Below are 26836 nucleotides of genomic sequence, written 5' to 3'. Positions count from 1 at the left end.
GCGCCTGCGTCACGTCCGCTCCTGGGGGTGGGTGGCCAGCGCCTCGACGGAGACGTCGAGCCACGGGGCCATCGGCAGCGACATGAGCGCGTCGTGCAGGGCCGCCGGGTCCTCGGCCTCGTACAGGCCGATGGTCGCGTTGCGCCCGGGGACCCGCCACAGCCGCTTGAGGACGCCGGCGGCGCGCAGCTCCATCGCGCGGGCGCGCTCCCCCGCCCGCAGCTCCTCCCGCCGCTGCGCCGGGGTGTCGGCCGGCAGCCGGTTCTCCGACCGGACCAGGAACTCCACGTCAGCCTCCTCCGCTGCCGCCCGGCACGCTGCCGGCGATCTCCGTGAGCACCGCCGCCAGCTCGCCGGGCGCGGTCACCATCGCCTCGTGGCCGGTCGCGATCTCGTGCACCGGCCACCCGAGCGCGCGGGCGCGGTCGGCCTGGGCGGCGAAGACACGCATCCAGTCGGTGCACTCGACGAAGGCCGCGGGCACGGCGTCGGCCGCGCCGGTGAGCCGCAGCGGGTCGGTGTAGGTCTTCCACGGGTGCGGGGTGAGCCGGGGGGTGAGCCAGTCGACGTCGGCCTGCTCGGTCACGCCGAGCACCGACAGCTTCCGGACCGGCACCAGCCAGCCGAAGCCCTGCTCGGCGGCCGACTGCGCCCAGTGGTGCTCGACCGTCTCCGGGAGCAGGTCGCGGGCGGCCTCGCCGTCGGCGCCCACGAAGGCGTCGAGGTGGACGCGCCGCGCGACGGCGTCCGGCCGGCGGTCGGCGACCGCGGTGACGACCTGGCCGGCGTAGCTGTGCCCGACGAGGACGACGTTGGTCAGCCCGAGCACGTCGATCAGCCGGACGACGTCCTCCACGTGCGTCTCCAGGCCCACGAGCGGGGAGAGCAGGTGCGCCCGCTCCGACAGCCCGGTCAGCGTGGGGGCGTGCACCTCGTGGCCGGCCGCGCGCAGCGGGCGGGCCACCCGGTCCCAGCACCAGCCGCCGTGCCAGGCGCCGTGGACGAGCACGAACGTGGCCACGCTGCCCCTCCTCGTCGAGGTCGTCCGGGGGCCGGATGTCCCCTGCCGCGTCCCGGCGGCACCCCACGCTAGGCACCCGGGGGCCGGGACGGATCCGTCCGATGTCACGGCCGCGCCACCGCCGCGGCGGGTGCGCGCTACGTCATCCGTCCCGGTGCCCCCTCAGCGCGGCTGGACTCAGCGCGGCTGGACGAGGCCCTCCTTCACCGCGAGCAGCGCGGCCTGGGTGCGGGAGGTGAGGCCCATCTTGGTGAGCAGGTGGCTGACGTGCGTGCGCGCGGTCCGCTCGCTGATCACCAGGTGCCGGGCGATGTCCTTGTTGGACCGGCCCTCGGCCACGAGGACGAGCACCTCCTTCTCCCGCGAGGTGAGCGCCCCGAGGCCGCTGCGGGGCGCCCGCATCTCCTGGGTGAGCCGGCGGGTGACCGCGGCGTCGAGGAACACCTCGTCGCGGACGGCCGCGCGCAGCGCCGCGTCGACCTCGGCCGGCCCGGCGTCCTTGAGCAGGTAGCCCGAGGCGCCGCTCTCCAGGGCCGCGTGCACGCGCTCGGTCTCCCCGAAGCTGGTCAGGATCACGACCTTGAGCTCGGGGAACCGGCGCAGCACCTCGCCGGTCGCGGTCACGCCGTCCATGCCCGGCATCTGCAGGTCCATGAGGACGACGTGCGGCAGCTCGCCGTGCGCCGCGGCGCGGGCCAGCTGGTCGAGCGCCTCCTGCCCGTCGCCGGCCTCGGCGGCGACCTCGACGTCCTCGAGCGCCTCGAGGTAGGCCACCACGCCGCGGCGCACGACGGCGTGGTCGTCGACGACGAGGACGCGGATGGGGTGCGGCGCGGTCACGGGGCGACCGTACGGTCGCCGGCCGGCGACGCGGGCAGCGAGGTCCGCAGGGGCAGGGTCAGCCGCACGGTCGTGCCCCCGGCCGCGGGGCGGCGCACCCGGACGGCGCCGCCCCACCGGTCCGCGCGCTCGCGCATGACCGTCATGCCGTAGCCGCTCGACGCGGAGTCGCCCGCGCCGGTCGGCACGGCGGCGCCGCCGGCGGCGTCCGCGTCGGTCATCCCCCGGCCGTCGTCGGTCACGTCGGCGACCAGCCGCCGCCGGCGGCCGCGGGGGCCGACCACCAGCCGGACGGTGATCGTCGAGGCGTCGGCGTGCTTGACGCTGTTGTGCAGCGCCTCGGCGAGCACCCGGTAGACGTCCTCCAGGAGGTCGCCGTCCTGCGCGGACAGCTCGTCGTCGGGGTCGTGCACGTCGAGCGCCACGGCCACCCCGGTGCGGGCGGTCGTGGTGTCGACCAGCGACTGCAGCGCCGAGTGCAGGCCGTCGCCGGTGGTGGCCGCCGGCCGCAGCTCCACGACCATGCCCCGGAGGTCGGCCAGCACGGCCTCGGCGCTCGTGCTGAGGTCGTCGGCCACCTGGGCCACCCGGTCCGGCGTGGGCGGCAGCCCCCGCTCCACCAGCACCCCGAGCGAGCGGGCCTGCATCATCATCGAGAAGACCTGCTGCACCACCGAGTCGTGCAGGTCGCGGGCGAGCTTCTGGCGCTCCTCCCGGCGGGCGACGTCGCGCTCGCGCTGGCGCTGCGCGGCGTGGTCGACGGCCATCGCCGCCTGCTCGGCCATCGCCAGCAGGAACTCCAGCTCGGTGTCGCCGACCACCTGCCCCGGCGCGTAGAAGGCGTTGAGGATGCCCACCGGCTCCCCGCGGGCGAGCAGCGGCACGCTGACGAACCAGTCCCAGCGCGGGTGGCGCAGCAGCTCGTGCAGGGGCGCCCAGGCCGGGTCCCGCATCGTCTGCTCGTACCGGTCGGGCACCACGAGCGGCTCGCGCCGGCGCAGCGCCTCGAGCATCTTGAGCTCGGCGCCCAGGGCGTGGCACTCCATGAGCCGGTCGAAGAAGTCGGCCGCCCGCCCGAAGCCCGCGGCGCCCATGACGTGCAGCCGGTCGCCGGAGGAGTTGACGGTGAGGACCTGGACGCCGGCGAGCGCGTCGGTGCCCGCCACCTCCTGCGCGAGCGCCTCGAGGGTGCCCACCAGCGAGCGCTTGGACGCCACGCTCGACGCCGCCTTGGCGATGGCCGCGAGGCGCCGCTCCCGCAGCCGGCTCAGGGTCACGTCCCGGAAGGAGACGACCCAGCGGTCCTCCCCGGGCACCGGGGCGAGCACGTAGGCGAACTCGCGCCGCTGCCCGGGCCCGGGCTCCCAGGCCACGGTCAGCTCCCCCGGCCGGGCGGCGGCGGGGTCGTCCGGCACCGGGAACGGCGACGGGGAGCCGGCGACGGCGTCGGGGTCCAGCCCGCACAGCAGCACCGCCGCGGGGTTGGCCTCCACGAAGCGGGCCCGGCCGTCGACCACCGCGAGGCCGTCGGGGGCGCGCCGCACCAGCTCCTCCGCGGAGGTGACCGTGCCGGGCGCGGCCGGTCCTCCTCGTCGCACGTGTCGCTCCTCCCCGGCCGCACCTCCCGGGCCGTCCGTGACGCGGCTCACCACGGGGGAATGCTGACACGCCGGCACCCGGCCGTCGCCGCCCGCGGCGCGGCATACCCGCACCGCCACCCGTCCGGGCCCGCCGACCGCGACGATTGACCCATCCGCTGCTGCCGATCCGGCCCCCGAGGTGCCGTCATGGCACCGTGCCCGGAGGGGCGTGGCGCAGGTCACGATGGACGACGGCAGGTTCCGCCCCACCGTCGGAGGAGAGACCACGTGAAGCGCTCGCTGGCCGTCCGGGACACGACCACCCGGGCCACGCTGCGGCACGCCTTCCAGGGCCTCGGCTACGAGGTGATCCCGTTCAAGAAGACCGAGCAGTCGGTCCTCGCGCACGTCCCGAAGGACGTCCGCCTGACCGTGACGGCCTCGCCGGCCAAGGGCCAGGACGCCACCATCGACCTCGCCGTCGCGCTCGCCGCGCACGGCTACTCGGTGGCCCCGCACCTGTCGGCGCGCCAGGTCCGCGACCGCGCGCACCTCGCCGACGTCGTCGACCGCTGCCGCGAGGCCGGCATCACCGACGTCTTCGTCGTCGGCGGGGACCCCACCGAGGACCCCACGGAGTTCCGGCACGCCCACGACCTGCTGGTCGCCCTGCACGAGCTCGACCACGGCTTCACCGACATCGGCATCGGCGGGCACCCCGAGGGCCACCCGAGCGCGGCCGAGGACGTCATGTTCCAGGCGCTCGTGGACAAGGCGCCGCTGGCCACGCACATCGTCACCCAGATCGTGTTCGACCCGGCGGCCATCCTGCGCTGGGCGCGGGAGCTCAGGACCCGCGGCATCGACCTGCCCGTGCACGTCGGCGTCCCCGGCGCGGTGCACCGGCAGAAGCTGATCCGGGTCTCCGGCGGCCTGGGCATCGGCGAGTCGGCCAAGTTCCTCAAGAAGCAGCAGAACCTGCTCTGGCGCTTCTTCGTCCCCGGCGGCTACAGCCCCGACAAGATCATCAAGGGGCTGGCCCCGCACATCGGGAAGCCGGACAACGCCATCGAGGGCTTCCACGTCTTCACCTTCAACGACCTCGAGCCGACCGAGGCGTGGCGCCGGCGGACGCTGGCCGACCTCGCCTGACGACCTCGCCGCACCTCATCGCCTGAGACGGCGGTCCACGACGCACGCGCCGGCGCGTCCCGCGCGGCCGACCCCCTGGAGGACAGCACGGTGACCGCACGGGTGATCGACGGCAAGGCGGTGGCGCGGCGGGTCCGCGAGGAGGTCGCGGCCGGGGTGGCGGAGCTGGTCGCCGCGGGCGGCACCGCCCCGGGACTCGCGACCGTGCTGGTCGGGGACGACCCCGCGTCGGAGGTCTACGTCCGCAACAAGCGCCGGCTGTCGGTCGAGGCGGGCATGCGCGACCTGCACCGGCACCTGCCCGCCGACGCCGGCCAGGAGACCGTGGCCGCGCTCGTCGACGAGCTGGCCGCCGACCCGGCGGTGTCCGGGATCCTCCTGCAGCTGCCGTTGCCGGCCCACCTCGACGCCGACGCCCTCGTCGCCCGCATCCCCGCGGCGAAGGACGTCGACGGCCTGACGACGGACAACGCCGGCCTGCTCGCCCAGGGCCGGCCGGGGCTGCGCCCGTGCACGCCGGCCGGGGTGATGGCGCTGCTCGACGAGTACGAGGTCCCCCTCGCGGGCGCCGAGGCCGTCGTCGTCGGCCGGTCGGTGCTGGTCGGCCGGCCCATGGCGCAGCTGCTGCTGGCCCGCGACGCGACCGTGACGATCTGCCACTCGCGCACGCGCGACCTCGCCGAGGTGTGCCGGCGCGCGGACGTGCTCGTCGTCGCGGCGGGCATCCCCGGCCTGGTCGGCGCGGACGCCGTCAAGCCCGGGGCGGTCGTCGTCGACGTGGGCATCCACCGCGGCGAGGACGGGCTGCGCGGCGACGTCGACCACGACCCGGCCGCGGAGGTGGCGGGCGCGCTCACGCCGGTGCCCGGCGGCGTCGGGCCGATGACGATCGCGATGCTGCTCGCCAACACGCTGGCCGCGGCGCGGGCGCAGCAGGACGTCGAGCAGGGCGCCGAGCAGGGCGTCGAGCAGGAGGTCCCGCGGGAGGTCCCGGCCTGATGGCCGCCCCCTGGGCACGGTTCGACGACCTGCGCGCCGGGGAGGCGCTGCTGTGCCCGCCGCCGTCCCGGGTGCTCACCGCGGTGCACCCCGACGAGGTCGCCGGGGTGCTCCGGGAGGTGCACGACGCCACGGAGGCCGGGAGCTGGGCCTACGGGTACGTCGCCTACGAGGCCGCCTCCGGCCTGGACCCCCGGCTGCCGGGCGGCCCGACGCCGCCGGGGCAGCCGCCGCTGGTGTGGTTCGGCCTGTGCGGCGAGCCCACCCGCGTCGAGCCGGTGCGCCCGCCCGCGGCCGCCGCTCCCCCGGGCCCGGCGTGGCGCCCCGACCGGACCGACGCCGAGCACGCGCACGCGGTCGCGGTCGTCCGCGAGCGGATCGCCGCGGGCGAGACCTACCAGTGCAACCTCACCGACCGGCTCCGCTCCCCCGCCGCCGGCGACCCCGGGGCCCTCTACGCCCGCCTCGCCCTCGCCCAGCGCGGCGCGCACAACGCCTACCTCGACCTCGGCCGGCACGTGGTCGCCGGCGCCAGCCCGGAGCTGTTCTTCGAGTGGGCGGGCGACGTCGTCCGGACCCGCCCGATGAAGGGCACCGCCCCCCGCGGCCGCACCACCGCCGAGGACACCGAGCGCAGCCGCGCCCTGCTCGCGAGCGCCAAGGAGCGGGCCGAGAACCTGATGATCGTCGACCTGCTCCGCAACGACCTGGGCCGGGTGGCGGAGGTGGGCAGCGTGGTGGTCGACGAGCTGTTCGCGCTCGAGCGCTACCCCACCGTCTGGCAGCTGACCTCGCAGGTGAGCGCCCGGGTGCCGGCCGGGACCACGCTGCTGGACCTGTTCACCGCGCTGTTCCCGTGCGGCTCGGTCACCGGCGCCCCGAAGCGGGCCACCATGCGGCTGATCGGGGAGCTGGAGCCGGCGCCGCGCGGGGTGTACTGCGGCGCCGTCGGCCTGGTCGGGCCGCCGTCGGCCCCGGTCCGGGCGCGCTTCTCCGTCGCCATCCGCACCGCCGTCGTCGACCGCGCCACCGGCGGGGCCGTCTACGGCGCGGGCGGCGGCATCACCTGGGACTCCGACCCCGCCCGCGAGCGGGCCGAGCTGCACGCGAAGGCCGTCGTCCTCACGCACGACGTCACCGAGCACCGGCTGCTCGAGACCCTGGCCCTCACCGCCGGCGGGGAGCTCCGCCACGCCGCCCGGCACCTGGCCCGGATGGGCGACTCGGCCCACTGGGCCGGCTTCCGGTTCGACGCGGCGGCGGCCCTCGCGGCGCTGCACCGCGCGGTCGCGGGGTGCGCCGGGCCGGCCCGGGTCCGGCTCCTGCTGTCCCGCGACGGCGACCTCGACGTCGAGGTCGGGCCCGCGCCCCCTCCGCCGGCCGGGCCCGTGCGGCTCGCGCTCAGCGACGACCCCGTGGACGACGCCGACCCGTGGCTGCAGCACAAGAGCACCCGCCGCGACGTCTACCTGACCCGGGCGCTGGCCCACCCGGAGGCAGACGACGTCGTGCTGGTCAACCGGCGGGGCGAGCTCACCGAGACCACCACGGCGAACGTGGCCCTCCGGCTCGGCGGCCGGTGGTGGACCCCGCCGACCTCCTCCGGCTGCCTCCCCGGCGTCGAGCGGGCGCGGCTGCTGGAGCATGGGCTGCTGGCCGAGCGGGTGCTCACCGTCGCCGACCTTCACGCCGCCGAGGAGGTCGCGGTGCTCAACTCGCTGCGCGGCCGGCGCCCGGCGCACCTCGTCCCCGCCCGCGAGCCGGTGGTGGCCGCGTCCCCGGGTGGCGGCCCGTGACCGCCGGCCGCTGCGTCGTCATGGGGGTCCTCAACGTCACGCCGGACTCGTTCTCCGACGGCGGCCGCCACGCCACCGCCGAGGCCGCGGTCGCGCACGGGCTCGCGCTGGCCGCCGACGGCGCCGACTGGGTGGACGTCGGCGGGGAGTCCACGCGGCCCGGCGCCGGGAGGGTGGACGCCGGGGAGGAGTGCCGCCGCGTCCTGCCGGTGGTCGCCGCCCTCGCGCGGGCGGGCGTCGCGGTCAGCGTCGACACGACCCGCGCCGCGGTGGCCACGGCGGCCCTCGGGGCGGGGGCAGCGATGGTCAACGACGTCAGCGGGGGCCTCGCGGACCCGGACATGGCCCGCGTGGTCGCCGACGCCGGCGTGCCCTGGGTGCTCATGCACCGGCGGGGCGGGAGCCGCGACATGTACGCCGAGGCCGCCTACGGGGACGTGGTGGCCGACGTGCGGCGGGAGCTGTGCCGGCGCGTCGACGCGGCCATGGCGGCGGGCGTGGCGGCCGACCGGATCGTCGTCGACCCCGGGCTGGGGTTCGCGAAGCTGCCCGGGCACGACCTCGCGCTGCTGGCCGGCCTGGACCGGATCGCCGACCTCGGCTTCCCCGTCCTGGTCGGCGCCTCCCGCAAGCGCTTCCTCGGCGCCGTGCTGGCGCCACCCGGCGAGCCTCCCCCGCCGCCCGCCCGGCGCGACGCCGCGACCCTGGCCACCACCGTGCTGGCCGCCCGCGCCGGCGCCTGGGGCGTGCGGGTGCACGACGTCGCCGGCAGCGCGGACGCGGTCCGCCTCCTCGCGGCCGTCGACAGGACCGTGGACGCGGGGCGCCCGCTTCCCGATGCTCGACCGCACAGCACCCACCACGCAGGAGAAGGAAGGGATCGATCCGCATGACGAGCACGATCGACACGGCGGCCCCGGTCACCACGGGGCTCTACATCGGTGGCGAGGCACGGACCACGGCGGAGGTGCTCGAGGTCGTCGACCCGGCCCGGCCGGGCGTCGTCGTCGGCACGGCGGCGGCGGCCACCGCCGACGACGTCGCCGACGCCGTCGCAGCCGCCCGGTCGGCCTACCCCGCCTGGTCGGCGATGCCCGCGACCGAGCGTGCCGCCGCCATGGCCGCCGCGATCGAGGGCCTGGCCGACGAGCGCGACGAGGACGCCCGGGTCCTCTCGCTGGAGAACGGCAAGATCGTCCACGAGGCCTGGGTGGACGCCCTGGTCTTCGAGATCCGGTGGCAGCTCGCGCTCTCCCTCGCCGACGAGGTGGAGGCCACCAAGGTGCTGCCGCCCGCGCCGGGGATCCCCGTGCAGACCACCGTCGCCCACCAGCCGCTCGGCGTGGTGACGATCATCGTGCCGTTCAACTGGCCGATCGCCATCCTCGCCGCGTCGCTCCCGCACGCGCTGCTGGCCGGCAACACCGTCATCGTCAAGCCACCGCCGTCGACGCCGCTGGCCACCACCCGGCTGGTGCAGCGCGTGGCGGAGAAGCTGCCGCCCGGCGTGGTCAACGTGGTCACCGGCCGGGACAGCGAGATGGCCGGGCTGATCGAGAACCCCGCCGTCGCCAAGGTCTGCTTCACCGGCAGCGTCAACGGCGGCAAGAAGATCATGGAGATGGCCTCGCGGAGCCTCACCCGGGTCACCCTCGAGCTCGGCGGCAACGACCCGGCGATCGTCCGGGCCGACGCCGTCCTCGACGACGAGCACCTGGACCGGCTGTTCAGCGCCGTCTACGACACCACCGGCCAGATCTGCATGAACGCCAAGCGGATCTACGTGCACCGGTCGCGGATGGACGAGCTGGTGGCCGGCCTGTCGGCCCGGCTCGAGCGGACCGTCCTTGGCCACGGGCTGGCCGAGGGCACCACGATGGGCCCGCTGCACCAGCCGGCGCAGAAGGCCTTCGTCGCGGAGATCATCGAGGAGGCGAAGGACTCCGGGGCGACCGTGCTGGAGTTCGGCGAGCTCCCCGGCGGCGAGTTCGCCGAGGGCAACTTCCTGCGCCCGGCCGTCGTCGTCGACCCCGACCCGTCGCTGCGCGTCGTCACCCAGGAGCAGTTCGGCCCGGTCATCCCGGTGCTGCCCTTCGACGACGACGACGAGGCGGTCCGGCTGGCCAACGACACGTGGGCGGGCCTGTGCGCCTCGGTCTGGACCGCGGACGCCGATGCCGCCAACCGGCTGGGCGGGCGGCTCGAGTGCGGCTACGTCTGGGTCAACGACCACGGCGCGGCGCGGCTGGACCTGCGGGCGCCGTTCGGCGGCATGAAGTCCTCGGGCATGGGCCGGGAGCAGGGCATCGAGGGCGTCCGGGCGTTCCAGGACACCCGGTCGATCGCCCACGGCGCGGACGAGACCCGCGAGGCGGGGGCCGCGCACTGAGTCCCGCCGGGCCGGCGGCGCGCACGCCCGCCGGCCCGGCGTCGACACCGCCGGGTGTCGACTCGTTGCTGCCTCCCGGGCCGGGAGACGGCAGCAGGTCGACACCCGGGCGCACGGACAGGACCAACCGGACCGCGCCGGCGGTTCCCGCCTCAGTCGCCGCGGGAGCCGGCCTCGGTCACCACCCGGGCAAGCAGGGCGCGCAGCGTCTCCTGCTCGGCACCGGTCAGCGCGCCCAGTTGCCGTCGCACGTCGGCCCGCGCGCCCTCGGCCGCCGCCGCCCGGACCTCGCACCCCCGCGCCGTCGCCACGACCAGCCGGGTGCGCCGGTCGCCCGGTGACGGCCGCCGGTCGACCAGGCCCGCGGCCTGCAGCTCGTCGACGAGCCCGACCACCTGGCTGGGGTCGAGGCCGAGCGCCCCGGCGAGGTCGCGCTGGGAGATCCCGTCGGCCGCGTCGACGGCGAGGGACAGCACCGAGTACTGCCGGACGCGCAGCCCGTGCTCGGCCAGGACCGCGTTGGCGCCGCGGACGACGAGACCGCTGGCGCGGGACAGCAGGAAGCCGGCGTCGTCGGCCAGCGAGCCCAGGTTCATGCACTCCTCAATCGTTGACAACCTCCACGATATCGCCCTAGCGTGGCCCGTGTCACGCCGCGCGGCCGACCGGCCCGGCGTCCTCCCCATCGTCGCCCGAGGAGTCCCGTGGACCTGACCGGCAAGGTCGCCATCGTCACCGGCAGCGGGCGGGGCCTCGGCCTCGCCTACGCCACCGAGCTCGCCCGCTGCGGCGCCGCCGTCGTGGTCAACGACGTCGACGCCGCCGTCGCCGAGGCCGCCGTGAAGACCATCACCGGCGCGGGCGGCAGCGCCGTCGCCGAGGTCGTGCCGGTGGGCACCTCCGAGGCCGCGCAGGCGCTGGTCGACCGCGCGGTCGACGAGTTCGGCCGGCTCGACGTGCTGGTCAACAACGCCGGCATCCTGCGCGACACCACGCTGTGGAAGATGACCGACGAGCAGTTCGACGCCGTCGTCACCACCCACCTGCGCGGCACCTTCACCTGCACCCGCGCCGCGGCCGTCCGCATGCGCGAGCAGGGCGAGGGCGGGCGGGTCATCGGCGTCGGCTCCCCCACCGGGCAGGTCGGCAACTTCGGCCAGACCAACTACGCCGCGGCCAAGGCCGGCATCGTCGGGATGGTCCGCACCTGGGCGATGGAGCTCGCGCGGGCGGAGATCACCGTCAACGCGGTCGTGCCGGTGGCCGCCACCGCGATGACCGAGACCGTGCCCTTCCTCAAGCCGTACGTCGACGCGCTGGCCGCCGGCGAGCCCCTGCCCGCCTTCGCCCGCCAGCAGCTCGGCTTCGGCTCGCCGGAGGACGCCGCCGGGCTGGTCGCCTTCCTCGCCTCCGACGCCGCCGCCGGGATCACCGGGCAGGCCATCGGCATCGGCGGCGACCGGCTGGCCCTGTGGAGCCACCCGGCGGAGGTCGTCGTCGAGTTCGCCGACGGCACCGGCTGGTCCCCCGACGCCATCGCCGGCATCTGGGCCGAGCGGTTCGCCCCCTCTCAGCAGACGGTGGGCCAGCAGCTCCCGGAGCCCCCGAAGTGAGCACCCCGACCGGACTCGACCTCGACGCGCTGGTCGCGATCGACGTGCACACCCACGTGCACGCCGACGCGCACGGCCACAAGGCGCTGGACGACGAGCTGGGCGCCGCGGCGGCGCAGTACTTCAAGGGCGACCCGTACGACCCCACCGTGCACGACATCGCCGCCGACTACCGCGAGAAGGGGATGGCGGCGGTCGTCTTCACCGTCGACGCCGAGGCGGCGACCGGCCAGATGACGCTGTCCAACGAGGAGATCGCCGAGGCCGCCGCCCAGCACCCCGACGTGCTCATCCCGTTCGGCTCGGTCGACCCCGCACGCGGCCGGGCCGGCATCCGCACCGCCCGCCGGCTGGTCGAGTCGCACGGCGTGCGGGGCTTCAAGTTCCACCCCAGCTTCCAGGACTTCGAGCCGAACGACCGCCGGCACTACCCGCTCTACGAGGAGCTGGAGAGCCTCGGCGTCCCGGCGCTGTTCCACACCGGGCAGACCGGCATCGGGGCCGGCCTGCCCGGCGGGCGCGGCATCAAGCTGCGCTACTCCGACCCGATGCTGCTCGACGACGTCGCCGCCGACTTCCCCGGCCTCACGATCATCATGGCCCACCCGTCGGTGCCCTGGCAGGACGCCGCCATCTCGGTGGCCACCCACAAGGCCAACGTCTACATCGACCTGTCCGGCTGGTCGCCGAAGTACTTCCCGCCGCAGCTGGTGAAGGCGGCCAACGGGCTCCTGAAGAGGAAGGTGCTCTTCGGCTCGGACTACCCGCTCATCCGCCCCGAGCGGTGGATCCGCGACTTCGAGACCCTCGAGATCAAGGACGAGGTCCGGCCGCTGATCATGAAGGAGAACGCGATCCGCGCGCTGAACCTCGCCCCGGCCGCCCAGCGGTGAGGAACGCGGGCCTGGGCAGCTGGCCCGAGCGCCGGCTGCGCATCTCGCCGCGCAAGCCGGCGATCTGGTTCGAGGGGACCACGACCACCCACGGCGAGTTCGCGCACCGGGTCCGCCGGGCGGCCGCGGCGCTGGACGCCCTCGGCGTGGCGCGGGGCGACCGGGTCGCCTGGTTCGGCGCCAACCACCCGGCCGCGCTGGAGACGCTCTACGCCTGCGGCCAGCTCGGGGCGATCTGGGTGCCGGTCAACGCCCGGTTCACCGCTCCCGAGGCCCGGTACGTGCTCGAGCACTCCGGCGCGACCGTCGTCGTCCACGGGCGGGAGCACGGGACGACGGCGGACACGCTGCGGGCGCAGGTGCCCGCCGTCCGCCACTGGGCGGCCGCGGAGCCCCCGCTCGAGGGGGGCGCGGACTCCCTCGACTGGCAGCGCCTGCTGGCCGACGCCGAGCCGGTGCTGCGCGACGAGCCGGTCACCCTCGACGACGTCTGCCTGATCATGTATACGTCCGGCACGACCGGCCGGCCCAAGGGCGCCACGCTGACCCACGGCAACATGACGTGGTCCTGCATGAACCAGATACTCGGGTTCGACTTCACGCCGGACGAGCGCACGCTGGGGCTGGCGCCGCTGTTCCACATCGGCGGGCTCAACGGCACGCTCAACCCGACGCTGCTGCGCGGCGGGTGCGTCGTCCTGGTCCGCGGCTTCGACCCGCCGGCGACGCTCCGGGTGGTCGTCGAGCAGCGGGTCACGTCGTTCTTCGCCGTCCCGACGATGCTCGACGCGATCAGCCGGCAGCCGGACTTCCACACCGTCGACCTGTCCGCGCTGCGCACCATCGGCGCGGCCGGCGCCCCGCTCCCGCTGCCGCTCCTGCGCACGTGGCTGGACCGTGGGATCACCGTGCAGCAGGCGTACGGGATGACCGAGTCGGCACCGGCCGGCACCGCCCTGGACAGCGCCGACGCCGTGGCCAAGGTCGGCTCGGCCGGCCGGTCGCAGTTCTTCGTCGACGTGCGGGTCGTCCGCCCCGACGGGACCGAGTGCGACCCGGGTGAGATCGGGGAGGTCGTGCTGTCCGGGCCCAACATCATGGCCGGCTACTGGAACGCCCCCGAGGCGACGGCGGCCGCGATCGTCGACGGCTGGTACCACTCCGGGGACGCCGGCTCGACCGACGAGGACGGCTACCTCTACATCCGCGACCGTTACAAGGACATGATCATCTCGGGCGGGGAGAACGTGTACCCCGCCGAGGTGGAGTCGGCCCTCCTCGAGCTGCCCGACGTGCTCGAGGCCGCCGTCATCGGCGTCCCCGACGCGCGGTGGGGCGAGGTCGGCCTCGCCGTCGTCGTCCCGGCACCCGGATCGGCCGAGGACCCCGAGGCGATCCGCACCGCACTCCGCGCCCGGCTGGCCGGCTTCAAGGTGCCGCGCCACGTCGAGTTCGTCGCCGAGCTGCCCAAGACCGCCACCGGCAAGATCCGCAAACCCGACCTGCGCGACCGCTACGTCACCCCCGAGGAGACCCCCGCATGACCACCACCACGACCCTCGCCGAGCTGCCCGGCCTCAAGGGCACCGAGCTCGGCACCAGCGACTGGATCGAGGTCACCCAGGACCGCGTCAACACGTTCGCCGACGCCACCGGTGACCACCAGTGGATCCACGTCGACGTCGAGCGCGCGAACGCCGAGAGCCCCTTCGGCGGCCCGATCGGCCACGGCTACCTGACGCTGTCGCTGCTCATCCCGATGTGGTCGCAGGTCCTCACGGTGACCGACACGGCCATGGCGGTGAACTACGGGCTCAACAAGGTCCGGTTCCCCGCGCCCGTGCCCGTCGGCTCCAAGGTGCGCCTCACCGCCACCCTCGCCGACGTCGAGGAGGTCCGGGGCGGCTACCAGCTCACCGTCTCCGCGATCATCGAGCGCGAGGGCGGCGACAAGCCGGTCTGCATCGCCGAGCCGGTCTTCCGCTTCCTCGGCTGACGGTCCCCCCGGCCGGCCGTCCCCTCGGCCGGCCGGCGCCCTCACGCGCCGGCGCGGTCGGCCGCCACGGCTCCCGGGCCGACCGGGACACCCGCGGCGACCGACCGCCGGACGAGCACGAGGGCCACCGCGCAGAGGGCGCAGACGACCGCACCCACGCCCATGGCGACCCGGGCGCTCGACGCGTCGACCAGCGCCCCCACGAGCAGGGCGCCGACGGGGGCCGTGCCGACGCTGCCGAGGGTGAGCAGCGCCGTCACCCGGCCCAGCAGGACGGCCGGGGCCAGGGACTGGGCGGCACCGTTGACGGCGCCCTGGTAGGCGCCGAGCCCCAGGCCGAGCAGGGGCGCGGCGAGCAGGAACAGCGTCACCGACGGGGCGGCCGCGTTGACCGCGAGCGCACACCCGTACCCCGCGCAGGACACCCCGAGGGCCGTGAGGCCGACCTGCCGGCGGGAGGACACGGCGAGCCCGCCGGCCACCGCGCCCACCGCGTTGAGGGCGTGGGCCGCCCCCAGCACCTCCGCGTCCCCGCCGAGGGTGAGCGAGACCATCGCGGTGATCACCACCATGAGGTTCAGCGCGCCGACGGTCACCGCCGTGTTGACGGCGAGGACGGCGACCAGCGGCCGGTTCCCGCGGATCTCCCGCAGCGCCGCCCGGAGGCCCGGTGGCGCCGCGCCGTCTCCCCGCCGGGAGGTCAGCGCGGTGCGGTCGATCCGCGCCAGGCACCCGGCGATGACCAGGTAGGACGCGGTGTTGACGAGCAGGCAGGCGACGCCGCCGGCCGCGCCGTAGGCCACGCCGGCCAGCGCCGGCCCGACCGAGCGCGCCGAGGACACCGCCACGGTGTTCAGCGCGACGCCGTTGGCCAGCCGCTCCGGCCCGACCAGCTCGTAGACGAAGGCCTGCGCCGCCACCCGCTCGAAGGCCTGCGCCGCCCCGAGGACCGCCACCAGGCCGAGCACCAGCGGCAGCCGCAGCGGGTCCCGCGACACGACCCACGCCAGGCCCGCGACCGCCACCGCCGACGCGAGGGAGGTCGCGAGCAGGATCCGCCGGACGTCGCGCCGGTCGGCCAGCGTCCCGGCGTACATCCCGACCAGCAGGAGCGGGGTGAACTGGCAGACCGTCACCAGCGCCAGCGCGCTCGCCCGGCCGGTCTCCTCCAGGACGATGAGGGACAGCGTCAGGTTCTGGAACCAGGTGCCGGTGTTCGAGACGACCTGTCCCGCGAAGAAGAGCCGGAAGTTGCCGATGCGCAGGGAGGACGGCGGCCGGCGCACGCTCAGCTGAGCCGGCCGTCGATGAAGCCGGTGATCGCGGCGGTGAGCGCGTCCGGGTCGCTGGCCCGCGGGTCGGCGTTGTCGGCCCGGATCTCGAGGACCGGGATGCCGGCGTCCTCCAGCGCCCGGGTCGTGAACGAGCTGGCCGGCACGTCGTCGGCCACGAGGTGCACCACCCCGTCGACGCCGTGCGCGCGGGCCTCCTTCACGTACCACTCCCCCGACCACGGCGGGGTGTAGAGCTGGTCGGTGAAGCCGGCGAACCGCGCCGCGAGGGCCCGGACCGGGTCGTCGCCGTGGCGCGGGTAGCCGTCGGCGGCGATGGCCAGGTACATCGACCAGACGAACACCGCGCCGTGGCTCTCCTGGAAGCGCCGGTACAGGTCGAGGTCGAACCAGAGGCCCCGGCCGATCCACATCAGCCGGACGCGCTCGTCCGGGCACAGCGCGGCGCCGGACGAGGCGAGCTCCGCGACCTCCTCGTACAGGCGGCGGGCCGCGTCCACGGCCCACTCGGTCCCGCGGTGCCACTGCGGGACCATCACGCCCGGGATGGTGTCGTTCACCGCCACCGGCGTCGGCCGGGTCGCCGCGAGGAGGTCGCGGGTCCGGCGGTTCCACTCCGCCTGCTCGTTGACCAGGTCCATCACGCGCCGCAGCCGGCCGACGTCGAGGGTCCTGCCGGTGCGCTCCTCGAGGAAGCTCACGAGCTCCTCGATCTCGGCGACCATCAGGTCCAGCCGCTCGCTGCCGTAGGCCTCCTCCCAGCGGTGCGGGACCAGCTCCCACCACCGGGCGGGCGCGGTGACCGCCGACGACCGCTCGAAGGGGAAGAAGTCGACGCCGGGCCGCTCGGCCCACAGGTCGAACACCTTGCGCGCCGCGTCCCCGCTGGTCTCGGCGATCACGATGCTCGGCTCCGGGAGGCCGCCCCACGGCGCCGTCTCCGGCGGGAGGCTCGTCGAGCCGAGGGAGATCGCGTCGTACTGCCGGCTGTGGTCGGGGAACCCCCGGTCGCGCAGCACCTGCAGGCTCGCGTCGGCCTGCCGCTTGGCGGAGACGACCGACGCCCACCACTGGTTGACCACGTACGGGATGTCCATCGCCTTGAGCACCTCCTGCGGTGCGTCGGCGTTGACCAGCGCGAGCGGCTCGCCCGCGGCGACCCGCTCCTGGATCGAGCGGAACCACTGCTTCTGGTGCGCGGTCGCGGCGGTGGCCGAGGCCAGGCGGCTCATGCGGACTCCCTCGTCGCGGCGGACGCCGTCGCGAGCACCGCGCGGACGTCGGAGGTGCGGCTGACGTACGGCTGGCGCAGCAGCGCCGCCGTCCCGATCCCGAGCGCCGCGGCCCGCTCCCGCTGGACGGGCAGGTCCCAGGCCGGCGCCTCGTCGTGCTCCCGGACCACGGCGAGCAGGAGGTCGGCGCGGCACGCGGCCGCCTCCGCCGCGGTCCACTCGGCGTGCGCGCGGATCGAGGAGGTGGCCGCCGCCGGCCCGCGGTGCTGGTAGGCGCGGGCGATCTCGTCCGTGCCGGCCCACCCGGGGACGTCGACGGTCAGGGCGAGGTCCCCCCGGTCGTGGTCCTCCCCCACCACGTGCCAGCCCTCGTCCTCGACCGCGACGTAGAGCCGGTCGTGGTCCTGGGCGCTCCCGGTCAGGAACAGGCGCGGGCGCGCGGGCAGCGCGGGGCCCGCGGCCGCGGCGGCCAGCAGCTCGCCGAGCCGCTCGGCCGCCTCCGCCCCGGGCATCGCGGTCACGGCGCCGTGGACGTGCAGGGCCGTGGTCCCCGACAGCCCGGGACGGTCGGCGCGGCGCAGCCGCTGGGCGTCCCGCAGCAGCGACCGCACCCGCCGGGCGCCCGCGACCGCGCGGGCCAGCCCGTCACCGGTCACCGCGGTGCCCGTCCACCCCGCGAGCACCTCCGCGAGCTGCGCCACCCGGGCGGCGTCGTAGCGGGTGGTGGACGCCCGGGGCAGGTGCAGGAGGTCGAGCAGGTGGACCGGCGGCAACTGCAGCCCCGGCTCGAGCCGGCGCAGCTCCCGGAGCACGTAGAACAGCGCGAGCGACGCCTGGCTGTCCCGGGACACGACCAGCCCGGTGAGGAACCGCCAGTCGCCGTCGAGGAGCTGCGCCAGGACCGAGGACACCGCGGGGTCGACCGCGGCGCCCAGCAGGCGGTCCGCCTCGGCCGAGGTCCGCCCGGGGATCCCGGACAACCGGACCGGGCAGGCCCCGGCCGCCTCCACGAGCTCTCCCGGCACGTCGGCGCCGACGTACCCGACCACGGGCACCCCGCCGGCGGCCCGCTCCCGGGCCCGGTCCCGGCGGCCGTCGACGGCGTCCCGCCACCAGGTGGGGTCGGAGCCGGCTCCGGTGTCCAGCACTCAGAGCACCCCGGCCTTGAGGAGGTCCTCGATCCGGTCCTCGCCGTAGCCGAGGAGCTCCCCGAGCACGGCCTCCGTGTGCTGCCCCAGCCGCGGCGCGGGCCGGTCCAGCGTCGTGTCGCTGTCCGACATCCGGATCGGCACGCCGGTCGCCCGGAGCTCGGCGACGGTCCCGAACCGGGGGTCGGCGAGCGGCACCACCTCGCCGCGCTGCGCGACCAGGGGGTCGCGGACCGCGGCCCGGGGGTCGCGGACCTCGGCCGCGGGCGCGCCGTGCGCGGTGAACGCGGCGCACACGGTGGCCACGTCCCGGTCCCGCGCCCAGTCGGCGATGAGGTCGTGCAGCGCCGCGGCGTTCGCGACCCGCCCGTCCCGCTCGGCGAAGCGCGGGTCGCCGACGAGGTCGGGCCGCTCGATCGCCCGGAGCGCGCCGTGCGCGAAGGAGTTGGTGGGCGCGCACAGCGCGAGCCACCCGTCCCGGGCGGCGAAGATCCCGAACGGCGCCAGCCGGGGCACCGTCGGCCCGGTGCGGGTGGGCAGGCCGATCTCCTCGAGCGCGTCGAAGGGCTCGCAGGCCACGAGCGAGGTGAGCGCGCCCAGCATCGAGACGTCGACGTGCTGGCCCCGCCCGGTGCGGTCGGCCTGCACGACGGCGGCGAGCGTGCCGATCACCGCGTACAGCGGCGCCACCAGGTCGCCGACGGGCAGGCCGAAGCGGACCGGGGGCTCGCCGGGGGCGCCGGCGGTCATCATCACGCCGCTGAGCGCCTGGATGATCGTGTCCATGGCCTTGCCCGACCCGGGCCCGCCCTGCGCACCGAACCCGCTGATCGACGTGTAGACGACGCGGGGGTTGAGCTCCCGCGCCCACTCGTGGTCGATGCCCAGGCGCGCGGTCACGCCGGCGCTGTAGTTCTCCACCACGACGTCGGCGGCGCGCACCAGGTCGGCGAGCACCTCGCGCCCCTGCGGGTCCTTGAGGTTGAGGGTGACGCTCTCCTTGTTGCGGCCGCGCACCAGCATCGAGACCGACATGTCGTCGGCGTCCTGGCGGCGCACGCCCAGGCCGTCGGCGGTCAGGTACGGCGAGTTGTTGCGGGAGGCGTCACCGCCGGTGTCGGGGTTCTCGACCTTGATGACCCGGGCACCGAGCCCGCCGAGCAGCAGGGTCGCGTAGGGACCGGCCAGCGCGGTGGTCAGGTCGACGACGACCTTGCCCTGCAGGGGACGCTCACTCACCGGGGACCTCCTCGCCGGCCGCGCGGACGAGCACCTCGTCGCCGGACCACTCGAACCGCGTGTCCAGGCCGGCCTCGCGCGAGATGCGCTCGACGTAGCCGGCCACCTCCTCGCCCTTCACCCCGCGCCCCAGCGGGACCGGTCGGGCGTCGTCGTCGATCCAGCACGGCACGAAGCCCGCCTCGACCCGGCCGTCCGCGCCGAACCGGCACACCGCGATCGCCGTGGCCCGGCTCTCCGGGTGGAAGGGGTAGGTCGGCATGCGCGGGTCGGGCGCGAAGCCGAACATCTCGCGGCGCTTGCGCGCCCAGGCCTCCAGCTCCGCGGCGTTGCCGCCGGACGGGGTGAGGGCCCGCGTGACCGTCACGAAGTTGCCGAGCCCGTGGTAGACCGGCCGGCCGCGGTACACCTCGATGCCGCGCATGATGTGCGCGTGGTGGCCGAACACCACGGACGCGCCGGCGTCGACCGCCGCGTGCGACACCTGCCGCTCGTAGTCGGCGACGTGCACGGGCGTGTGGCCGATCCCCTTGTGCAGGGACACGCAGACGACGTCGGCGGAGGCGGCCGCCGCGCGGACGTCGTCCTGCATGCGCCGCAGGCTGTCCGGGGCCGCGAAGGTGTAGACGGTCGGCGGGCCGCCCGGGTTGGCGTACTCCAGGTCGTAGTGCGTGAGCACCTTGACGTAGGCGCAGCCGGCCTTGCGCGACGTCGCCCAGGACTCCTTCGGTCCCACGCAGTTGTAGCTGAGCACCGCGATCCGCAGCCCGCCGCGCTCGACGACGGCCGGGGTGCGCGCCTGCTCGAGGTCCATGCCGGCGCCGGCGGTGAGCAGCCCGGCCGCGCGGGCGTGGGCGATGGTGTCGGCGACGCCCTCGGTGCCGGCGTCGTAGACGTGGTTGCCGGCGAGGGTGACGACGTCGAAGCCGGCGGCGGTGACCGCCTTGAGGTGCTCGGGGTCGGCCGGGGGCGCCGGGACGTCGGTGCTGGCGCTGGTGGTCGTGGTGCTGTGCGGCACCTCGACGTGGCCGATGGCCAGGTCGGCGCGCCGCAGGGTGTCGGTCGACGGGGCGAAGAAGCTGTCGGGATCGGGCTCGTCGAGCACCAGGTCGCCGACGGCCATGACCGTCACGGGGTGGTCCACGGGGTGTCTCCTCGGGTCAGACGGCGGGAGCCGCGGCGTCGGCGCGCTGCTGCCGCTGGGCGAAACGGGTGAGGAAGGCCTGCAGGCGCGGGGAGCGCGGGGCCTCGAAGACCTCCTGCGGCGTCCCCACCTCGACGACGCGGCCGCGGTCCATGAAGACGCAGCGGTCGGCCACCTCGCGGGCGAAGTCCATCTCGTGGGTGACGACGACCATCGTCATCCCGGTCCTCGCGAGGTCGCGGACCACCGAGAGCACCTCGTCGACGAGCTCCGGGTCCAGGGCGCTGGTCGGCTCGTCGAAGAGCATGATCCGCGGGTCGGTGGCGACGGCGCGGGCGATGGCCACCCGCTGCTGCTGACCGCCGGAGAGCTGCTTGGGGTGGGCCTGGTGCTTGTCGGCCAGGCCGGTCCGCTCCAGCAGCTCCACCGCCCGGCGGCGGGCCTCCTCGGGACGCTGGCCGTGCACCTTGACGGCGGCCTCGGTGATGTTGCGCAGGACCGTCCAGTGCGGGAACAGGTTGAACTGCTGGAAGACCATGCCCATCCGGCGGCGCTGGCGGGCGACGCGGGCCTCGGGCAGGGGCCGCAGGTGGCCGCGGTGCTGCTCGTAGCCGAGCAGCTCGCCGTCCAGGTAGGCCGCGCCGCCGTCGACCGACTCGAGCTGGTGGACGCAGCGGACCAGGGTGGACTTGCCCGACCCGGACGGCCCGAGGACGACGACGACCTCGCCCTCGTGCACGTCGAGGTCGACGCCGTCGAGCGCGACGTGGTCGCCGAAGACCTTCCGCAGCCCGCGGACGGACAGCACCGGGCGTGCGGGCCCGCTCCCCGGGGCGGTCATGCCCGCGCTCCGGCGAGGCCGAGGCGGGGCCGGCGGCGGCCGCCGGCGACGGTGGCGGTGCGGTCGTGGCCGCGGCCGAAGTGGCGCTCGAGGCGCTTCTGGCCGAGCGAGAGGACCGTGACGACGGTCAGGTACCAGATGCAGGCGACGACCAGCATCGGGATGACGTCGTAGGTGCGGTTGTAGATGACCTGGACCGAGTGCAGCAGGTCGCTCATGGCGATGACGCTGACCAGCGAGGTGCCCTTCAGCAGGCTGATGAACTGGCTGCCGGTGGGCGGGATGATCACCCGCATCGCCTGCGGCAGGACGACCTTGAAGAAGGCCTGGCGGCCGTTGAAGCCCATGGCGCGGGCGGCGTCGCGCTGGCCGGGGTCCACGGCGAGGATGCCGGCGCGGACGATCTCGGCCATGTAGGCCGCCTCGTGCAGGGTCAGGCCGATCAGGGCCGCGGTGAGCGGGGTGATGACCTCGTTGGCCGACCACGACGCGAACGTCGGGCCGAACGGGATGCCGATCGACACGTCGGGCACCAGGAACGCGAGGTTGTACCAGAAGATGAGCTGGACCAGCGGCGGGATGCCGCGGAAGACGCCGACGTAGAGGGTCGACGCCCACCGGACCGGCCCGAAGTCGGAGAGCTGCCCGGCGGCGAGCACGACGCCGAGCGCCGACCCGACGACCATGGCGATCACCGTGAGCATCACGGACATGCCGAGGCCCTGCAGCACGGTCGGGTGGAAGAGGTACTCCCCGACGACGTCCCACTCGAAGCGCTCGTTGCCCACGAGGAAGGTGGCCAGCTGCGCGCCGACCACGAGGAGCACGGCCCCCAGCAGCCAGCGCCCCGGGCGGAACCGGGGCCGGGCGGCCGCGACGTCGTCCGGTGGTCGCTCCTGGACGGCGGGGTCGGGAGCGGGGTGCGTGGTGGTCATGGAGGCGTCCCCTGACAGGAGGGTCACTGCTCGGTGGCGGGGTTGAGGAGGGGCTCGTCGATGGTGACGTCCTGGAGGTTCCACTCCTCCATCACGCGCTCGTAGTCGCCGTTCTCGAAGAGGACCTGGAAGGCCTCGAACACCACGGGACCGAGCTCGTTGGACTTCGGGGTCAGCAGGGCCATCTGGTCCACGCCGGCGCCCTGGTCCTCGGTCTGCGAGACGTAGTAGTAGTCCTCGCTGGCGCTGACGATGTCGATGGCGGCGGCCTCGGTGACCGCGGCGGCGTCGACCCGGCCGGCGTCGACGGCGAGGATCGTGGCGTTGGTGTCGGCGAGCCCGGTGAACTCCACCGGCCCCTCCCCCTGCCCCTCGCACCACTGCGAGAGCCGGGTGACCATCTCCTGGGTCACCGACCCCTCGGTGCCGGCGACCGTCTTGCCGCACAGGTCGCCGCTGTCCTCGATGCCGGCGTCGCTGCCCTCGGGGACGACGTAGGAGGTCACGGTCGTCATCCAGACGACGGCGTCGAACTCCGCCTCGCGCTCCGGGGTGGTCCGCACCGGCCCGTTGAAGGCGTCGTAGCGCCCGGACAGCATCCCGGAGAGCATCGCCGGGAGACCCGTGGTGATCTCCGTCCGGATGGGCACGCCGAGCACCTCGGAGAGCGCGGCCTGCAGGTCGGCGTCGATCCCCGTCACGGTCTGCCCGTCGGCGCCGACCGTGCGGTAGGGCGGGTGCGAGTCGCCCGCGAACACGATCTCCCCCGCGTCCTTGATCTCCTGCGGGAGCCGGTCGTACAGCTCCGCCTCGGTGTCGACGCCGCCGGAGGGTCCCGCCGCCGGGTCCGGCCCCGGGGCGGCCGACGAGGTCTCCCCCGACCCGCCACAGGCGGCCAGGACGGCCATGGAGACGGCCAGGGGCAGCGCGAGTCGAGCAGTGGTGTGGCGCATGGGGTCTCCAGTCGTACGTCACAGGTGCGCGGTCGGCAGTACGAGAAAGTGTCGCCGGTTACAGGGGGCGAAAGTAACCACCGCCACAACGGCTGTCAACGAAACGCCCCGGCAACGACCACGTCACCGCCCGGCCCCCGTGTCGCCGGGCGGGCCCTCAGGACAGGTCGGGCGCCGTCACCAGGATGTCGGCCGCGGCGGCGCGCGCCGGCGGGTCGAGCTCGGCGTGCCACCGGCGGAAGACCTCCTGCGCCCGGCGGGCGGGCCAGTCGGCGGGGAGGTGCTCCAGCGGCAGGCGCGGGTCGCTGCGCAGGACGGCCAGCCAGTCGGTGGTGAGGGCCAGCTGGGCGGCGAGCGCGTCGCCGGCGGCCCCGGCGGGCCCGCAGTCGCCCCAGCGGGCGAGGAACTCGTCGTACCGGGCCCGCAGCTCGGCGAGGTCCCAGGCGTCCCGCACCATCTCGGGGACGTCGACGTCGGGACCGGGGCGGGCGACGAACGCCCTGACCCGGTCGGCCCCCTCGACGCCGGCCAGCACCTGCCCGACGTCGAGGGCGGACGGCGCGATCCACAGCCCGCCCTGCAGCATGCCGAAGCCCGCCCACTGCAGGCGGGACCGGATCTGGTGGCGCTGGCGCTGCCAGGCCTCGGGCAGCGAGAAGGTCAGCAGCGTCCAGGCGCCGTCCCAGTGGCCGCTGACCGCAGCCGCCGCCCACAGCCGCCGCTGGCCGTCCGCGAGCAGCTCCCGGGAGCGCGGGGTCAGCCCCAGGAACACGGGCCGGCCGCGCCGCTCCCGGCGGAGCAGGCCGCGCTTCTCCATCCGGAGCAGGACCGAGCGGGTGGCGGGGTCGGAGACACCGACCCGCGCCATCACCTCCGAGACGCTGGTCTGCGACACGAGGACGGCACGGCCGAGGACGTGCCGGCCGAGGAGCGTGAGCAGGAGGGCCTGCGGCCGGGCGGCGCCGGCCGGCACCGCCGGGACGTCGGGCGCCGCCGGCTCCGCGCTCACGGGCGCACCCCGGCGGCGTTCCTCACCGTTCCCGTGACGGCCGCAACGGATCCGGTACGCCCGGGCGCCGCGTCAGAGCCCACGGCCCCGCGGTGCGGCCTCGCGCAGCCGGCGCTCCTCGACCGCCCGCTCGAACGGCGTGCCCCCGGTGGGCTGCGGGTCGCCGAGCTGGGCGAACAGCTCGGCCACGGTCCGGGAGTCGTGGTGGCGGGCCAGCGCGGCGAGGTCCGGGTCCGACTGCGCCAGCACCTCGCGGAAGCGCATCTCGGCCAGGGGCCCGAGCCGGTCGTAGATCTCGACGAAGACCCGCTGCGCCCGCGCCCGCGGCCAGTCGGCGGGCAGGAGCTCGGCCGGCATGTCGGGATCGGTCTCCGGGAAGTGGCGCCAGTCGACCCGGAGCTCGGTCCGGGCGCGCAGGGCGTCGGCCGGACCGATCCGGCCCGCCGCGGCGGCGGCCAGCAGCGGCTCGTAGCGCTCGACGAACTGCCGGTACTCCTTGACCAGCGGCTCGAGGTCGAAGGCCGACCGCGGGCTGCCGAGCCGCCCGGCCCCGGGCACCTCGGTGGAGCGCAGCACGGTGGCCGTCTCGACGCCGAGCTCGTCGAGCAGCCTGCGCGCGGCCGCCCCGCTGTCGTGCGGGGACACCCACACGCCGTCGTAGAGGGCGGCGAAGCGCAGCACCCGCAGGCGGGCCCGCAGGGCACCGCGCAGCTCCCGCGACTGCTCGGGCACGGAGAAGGCGACGACCGTCCAGCTCCCGTCCCACCGCGGCGCCGACGCCCCGAAGGTCAGCAGGCGGTGGGTGCGCCGGACGATGACCTCCGAGGTCCGCGGCGGGATGCCGTAGGCGGTGGTCCGGCCGCTGCGGGAGACGGTGAGCAGCCCCCGGGATGCCAGCCGGCGCATCGCCGCACGGGCGCCGTCGGCGGTGGTGCCGAACTCCGCCAGCAGCCGGACGAGGGCGCTGGAGGGGATGTGCTCGTCCCGCCAGTACCAGAAGTCGCCCAGCAGCGACGTCAGGAGCAGCTGCGGCTCGGGCCCCGTCTGGTTCCGGGGGAGGTCGATCGGCGTCATGTGTCTCGTCCGTCCTCGGCTGGCTCGGCGAGCACCCACCGTACGTCCCGGGGCCGCCGGGACCACCCCCCGACCGGGTTGACACGGACGACACATCGCTGAACGCTCGTCCAAACATGCGGCAGTAATGCCGGTCACAGGGGCTCCGGCCGACACGGAGTCGGCCGCCCCATCCCTTCCCCTCGCCCGTCCCATCGCCTCGACGTGGAGGAACACGACGTGCTCTCACGCACCACGACCGTGCGGACCCTGACGGCCGCCCTCGCCGCGGCCACCGTCCTGGGCACCGGCACGGCCACCGCCGCACCGGCCGCGCCCGGCGGCACGCCCTGCCTGCCCGGCTCCCCCGACCGGCCGACCTGCATCTCGGGGACCCTCGAGGACGGCACGCCCTACGAGTTCGTCGTGCCGGCCGACTGGGACGGCACGGTCGTGGTCGCCCTCGACTTCGCCGGCCCCGGCCCGGCGCAGGAGCTCACGGCCCGCCTGCTGTCCGACGGCGTGGCCCGCGGCGGCACCACCCGCGCGGTGACCGGCTGGGACATCGCGTCGGCCATCGACAACCAGGCCGAGGCGCTGGCCCGGTTCGAGGAGGCCTACGGCCCGGCGCGGTACGCGATCGCCTCCGGCACCTCGATGGGCGGGTTCGTGTCCGCCGGGGTCGCCCAGGTCCACCCCGAGGTCTTCGACGCGGCCGTGCCGTTCTGCGGCGGGCTCGGCGGCTCGGTCGGGCAGTGGAACCAGAAGCTCGACACCGTCTTCGTGCTCGAGCACCTGGTGGCACCGGGCCTGCCGGTCGTCGACGTCCCCGCCGACGTCGCGGGTGCCCAGCGGGCGTGGATCGACGCCCTCGCGGCCGCACAGCAGACGGCGGAGGGCCGGGCGCGCATCGCGCTGGCCGCCGCGATCGGCCAGCTGCCCGCCTGGGGCGTCCGGCCGGACGGGACGGCGCCGCCGCCCCCAGACCCGCGCGACGCCGCGGCACTGCAGGAGGGCGCCTACCTCGCCCTCGCCGGCGGGCCGCTGCCCTACGTCGGGCAGGCGATGAGCAGCCGGCGGCAGATCACCGCGGTCGTCGGCGGCAACCCGTCGTGGAACACCGGCGTCGACTACGCCGAGCAGCTGCGCCGGGCCGACCCGGAGCTGCGCCGCGCCGTCCGCGAGCTGTACGCGGCGGCCGGGCTCGACCTCGGGGCCGACCTGGACGCCCTCGCCGCGGCCCCGCGCATCGCCGCGGACCCCGCCGCGGTGGAGCGCTTCGCACGGGGCATCGTCCTCGACGGGGACCTGCAGGTGCCGGTCCTCACGGTGTCCGGCACCGGCGACCAGATCTCGACCGTCGCGCAGCAGCAGTCCTACGAGGACCGGGTGCGGCGGGAGGGGGCGAACCGGCTCCTGCGGCAGACGTACGTCGAGTCCGTCGGCCACTGCACGTTCTCGGGGGCCGAGCAGCAGGCGGCGCTGCGCACGATGGGCGACCGCCTCGAGAGCGGCTCCTGGCCGGCGACGTCGCCGCAGGCCATGAACGCCCGGGCTGCGGAGCTCGGGGCCGACCCGGCGCCCCGCTACGTCGGCTACACCCCGCCGCGGTTCAACCGGCCGTACCCCGGCTGACGCCGCTCGCGGCGCCATGCGCCCGGTGTCGACCTGCGGCTGCCTCCCCGACCGGGAGACGGCGGCAGGTCGGCAC

General features: G+C 75.6%; 25 protein-coding genes. 10 read left to right on the top strand and 15 right to left on the bottom strand.

Annotation, left to right across the window (positions count from 1 at the left end; translation table 11 throughout):
- Positions 1 to 9 precede the first annotated feature (9 nt).
- From BUE37_RS07900 to BUE37_RS07885, 4 genes are all read right to left on the bottom strand, one after another.
- Positions 10 to 288: a muconolactone Delta-isomerase family protein gene (locus tag BUE37_RS07900; RefSeq protein WP_073419702.1), complete on the bottom strand. Its 279-nt coding sequence runs from the start codon at positions 286 to 288 to the stop codon at positions 10 to 12.
- Between the two features lies 1 nt (position 289).
- Positions 290 to 1021: an alpha/beta fold hydrolase gene (locus BUE37_RS07895; RefSeq protein ID WP_073419701.1), complete on the bottom strand. Its 732-nt coding sequence runs from the start codon at positions 1019 to 1021 to the stop codon at positions 290 to 292.
- 177 nt (positions 1022 to 1198) lie between these two features.
- Entirely contained in the window at positions 1199 to 1861 is a 663-nt protein-coding gene (locus BUE37_RS07890; protein WP_073419700.1) for a response regulator, read from the bottom strand.
- Positions 1858 to 3459: a GAF domain-containing sensor histidine kinase gene (locus BUE37_RS07885; protein WP_073419699.1), complete on the bottom strand. Its 1602-nt coding sequence runs from the start codon at positions 3457 to 3459 to the stop codon at positions 1858 to 1860. The genes BUE37_RS07890 and BUE37_RS07885 overlap by 4 nt, the downstream gene beginning before the upstream one ends.
- A 270-nt stretch (positions 3460 to 3729) precedes the next feature.
- Between BUE37_RS07885 and BUE37_RS07880 the strand changes: the two genes are divergently transcribed.
- The 5 genes from BUE37_RS07880 to BUE37_RS07860 all read left to right on the top strand — a co-directional run bounded on the left by BUE37_RS07880 (position 3730) and on the right by BUE37_RS07860 (position 9777).
- Entirely contained in the window at positions 3730 to 4593 is an 864-nt protein-coding gene (locus BUE37_RS07880; protein WP_073419698.1) for a methylenetetrahydrofolate reductase, read from the top strand.
- 90 nt (positions 4594 to 4683) lie between these two features.
- A complete protein-coding gene (gene folD / locus BUE37_RS07875) occupies positions 4684 to 5592 on the top strand; it encodes a bifunctional methylenetetrahydrofolate dehydrogenase/methenyltetrahydrofolate cyclohydrolase FolD (RefSeq protein WP_073419697.1) in 909 nt (302 codons plus the stop codon).
- The gene (gene pabB, locus BUE37_RS07870) at positions 5592 to 7388 is read left to right on the top strand and encodes an aminodeoxychorismate synthase component I (RefSeq protein WP_073419696.1); all 1797 of its coding nucleotides are present in this window, start codon (positions 5592 to 5594) and stop codon (positions 7386 to 7388) included. Before folD ends, pabB begins: the two co-directional genes overlap by 1 nt.
- Complete coding sequence (gene folP, locus BUE37_RS07865) at positions 7385 to 8281, top strand: dihydropteroate synthase (RefSeq protein WP_245794433.1); 897 nt, start codon at positions 7385 to 7387, stop codon at positions 8279 to 8281. Before pabB ends, folP begins: the two co-directional genes overlap by 4 nt.
- On the top strand, positions 8278 to 9777 hold the full coding sequence (locus BUE37_RS07860) for an aldehyde dehydrogenase family protein (protein ID WP_073419695.1): 1500 nt from the start codon (positions 8278 to 8280) through the stop codon (positions 9775 to 9777). Before folP ends, BUE37_RS07860 begins: the two co-directional genes overlap by 4 nt.
- Positions 9778 to 9929: 152 nt before the next feature.
- Here BUE37_RS07860 and BUE37_RS07855 read toward each other — a convergent pair whose 3' ends face one another.
- A complete protein-coding gene (locus BUE37_RS07855) occupies positions 9930 to 10373 on the bottom strand; it encodes a MarR family winged helix-turn-helix transcriptional regulator (protein WP_245794431.1) in 444 nt (147 codons plus the stop codon).
- 108 nt (positions 10374 to 10481) lie between these two features.
- Here BUE37_RS07855 and BUE37_RS07850 point away from each other — a divergent pair, with 108 nt between their 5' ends.
- From BUE37_RS07850 to BUE37_RS07835, 4 genes are read left to right on the top strand one after another with little or no spacing between them, the layout of a single operon-like run.
- Positions 10482 to 11390 (top strand): SDR family NAD(P)-dependent oxidoreductase, encoded by a 909-nt coding sequence (locus BUE37_RS07850; RefSeq protein ID WP_073419694.1) that lies wholly within the window; start codon positions 10482 to 10484, stop codon positions 11388 to 11390.
- Complete coding sequence (locus BUE37_RS07845) at positions 11387 to 12283, top strand: amidohydrolase family protein (RefSeq protein ID WP_073419693.1); 897 nt, start codon at positions 11387 to 11389, stop codon at positions 12281 to 12283. The genes BUE37_RS07850 and BUE37_RS07845 overlap by 4 nt, the downstream gene beginning before the upstream one ends.
- A complete protein-coding gene (locus tag BUE37_RS07840) occupies positions 12280 to 13827 on the top strand; it encodes an acyl-CoA synthetase (protein ID WP_073419692.1) in 1548 nt (515 codons plus the stop codon). The genes BUE37_RS07845 and BUE37_RS07840 overlap by 4 nt, the downstream gene beginning before the upstream one ends.
- Entirely contained in the window at positions 13824 to 14279 is a 456-nt protein-coding gene (locus tag BUE37_RS07835) for a MaoC family dehydratase (protein ID WP_073419691.1), read from the top strand. The genes BUE37_RS07840 and BUE37_RS07835 overlap by 4 nt, the downstream gene beginning before the upstream one ends.
- Before the next feature lie 41 nt (positions 14280 to 14320).
- On the opposite strand, the gene BUE37_RS07830 is transcribed toward BUE37_RS07835, so the two are convergent.
- From BUE37_RS07830 to BUE37_RS07785, 10 genes are all read right to left on the bottom strand, one after another.
- Entirely contained in the window at positions 14321 to 15565 is a 1245-nt protein-coding gene (locus BUE37_RS07830) for an MFS transporter (protein WP_073419690.1), read from the bottom strand.
- A 2-nt stretch (positions 15566 to 15567) separates the two neighbouring features.
- Positions 15568 to 16803, bottom strand: coding sequence for a 2-hydroxyacyl-CoA dehydratase family protein (locus BUE37_RS07825; protein ID WP_073419689.1), 1236 nt, complete (start codon positions 16801 to 16803; stop codon positions 15568 to 15570).
- Positions 16800 to 17951, bottom strand: a complete 1152-nt coding sequence (locus BUE37_RS07820) for a 2-hydroxyacyl-CoA dehydratase family protein (RefSeq protein ID WP_139252897.1) — start codon at positions 17949 to 17951, stop codon at positions 16800 to 16802. Before BUE37_RS07820 ends, BUE37_RS07825 begins: the two co-directional genes overlap by 4 nt.
- Positions 17952 to 19190, bottom strand: coding sequence for a CaiB/BaiF CoA transferase family protein (locus tag BUE37_RS07815; protein ID WP_073419688.1), 1239 nt, complete (start codon positions 19188 to 19190; stop codon positions 17952 to 17954).
- Entirely contained in the window at positions 19183 to 20334 is a 1152-nt protein-coding gene (locus BUE37_RS07810; protein ID WP_217651182.1) for a CapA family protein, read from the bottom strand. Before BUE37_RS07810 ends, BUE37_RS07815 begins: the two co-directional genes overlap by 8 nt.
- Before the next feature lie 16 nt (positions 20335 to 20350).
- The gene (locus BUE37_RS07805; protein ID WP_073419687.1) at positions 20351 to 21175 is read right to left on the bottom strand and encodes an amino acid ABC transporter ATP-binding protein; all 825 of its coding nucleotides are present in this window, start codon (positions 21173 to 21175) and stop codon (positions 20351 to 20353) included.
- Positions 21172 to 22110, bottom strand: coding sequence for an amino acid ABC transporter permease (locus BUE37_RS07800; protein ID WP_073419686.1), 939 nt, complete (start codon positions 22108 to 22110; stop codon positions 21172 to 21174). Before BUE37_RS07800 ends, BUE37_RS07805 begins: the two co-directional genes overlap by 4 nt.
- 23 nt (positions 22111 to 22133) lie before the next feature.
- Positions 22134 to 23063: a transporter substrate-binding domain-containing protein gene (locus tag BUE37_RS07795; protein ID WP_073419685.1), complete on the bottom strand. Its 930-nt coding sequence runs from the start codon at positions 23061 to 23063 to the stop codon at positions 22134 to 22136.
- A 157-nt stretch (positions 23064 to 23220) separates the two neighbouring features.
- Positions 23221 to 24072, bottom strand: coding sequence for a PaaX family transcriptional regulator (locus BUE37_RS07790; protein WP_217651181.1), 852 nt, complete (start codon positions 24070 to 24072; stop codon positions 23221 to 23223).
- A gap of 72 nt (positions 24073 to 24144) precedes the next feature.
- Positions 24145 to 25146 (bottom strand): PaaX family transcriptional regulator, encoded by a 1002-nt coding sequence (locus tag BUE37_RS07785; protein ID WP_073419684.1) that lies wholly within the window; start codon positions 25144 to 25146, stop codon positions 24145 to 24147.
- 219 nt (positions 25147 to 25365) lie between these two features.
- Here BUE37_RS07785 and BUE37_RS07780 point away from each other — a divergent pair, with 219 nt between their 5' ends.
- On the top strand, positions 25366 to 26760 hold the full coding sequence (locus BUE37_RS07780) for an alpha/beta hydrolase (protein ID WP_217651180.1): 1395 nt from the start codon (positions 25366 to 25368) through the stop codon (positions 26758 to 26760).
- Positions 26761 to 26836: the final 76 nt, after the last annotated feature.

This window comes from Geodermatophilus nigrescens, from assembly GCF_900129495.1.
GTDB lineage: Bacteria > Actinomycetota > Actinomycetes > Mycobacteriales > Geodermatophilaceae > Geodermatophilus > Geodermatophilus nigrescens.
The sequence above is the reverse complement of the archived record's forward strand: the minus strand, read 5'-3'. Positions and strand labels throughout refer to the sequence as shown.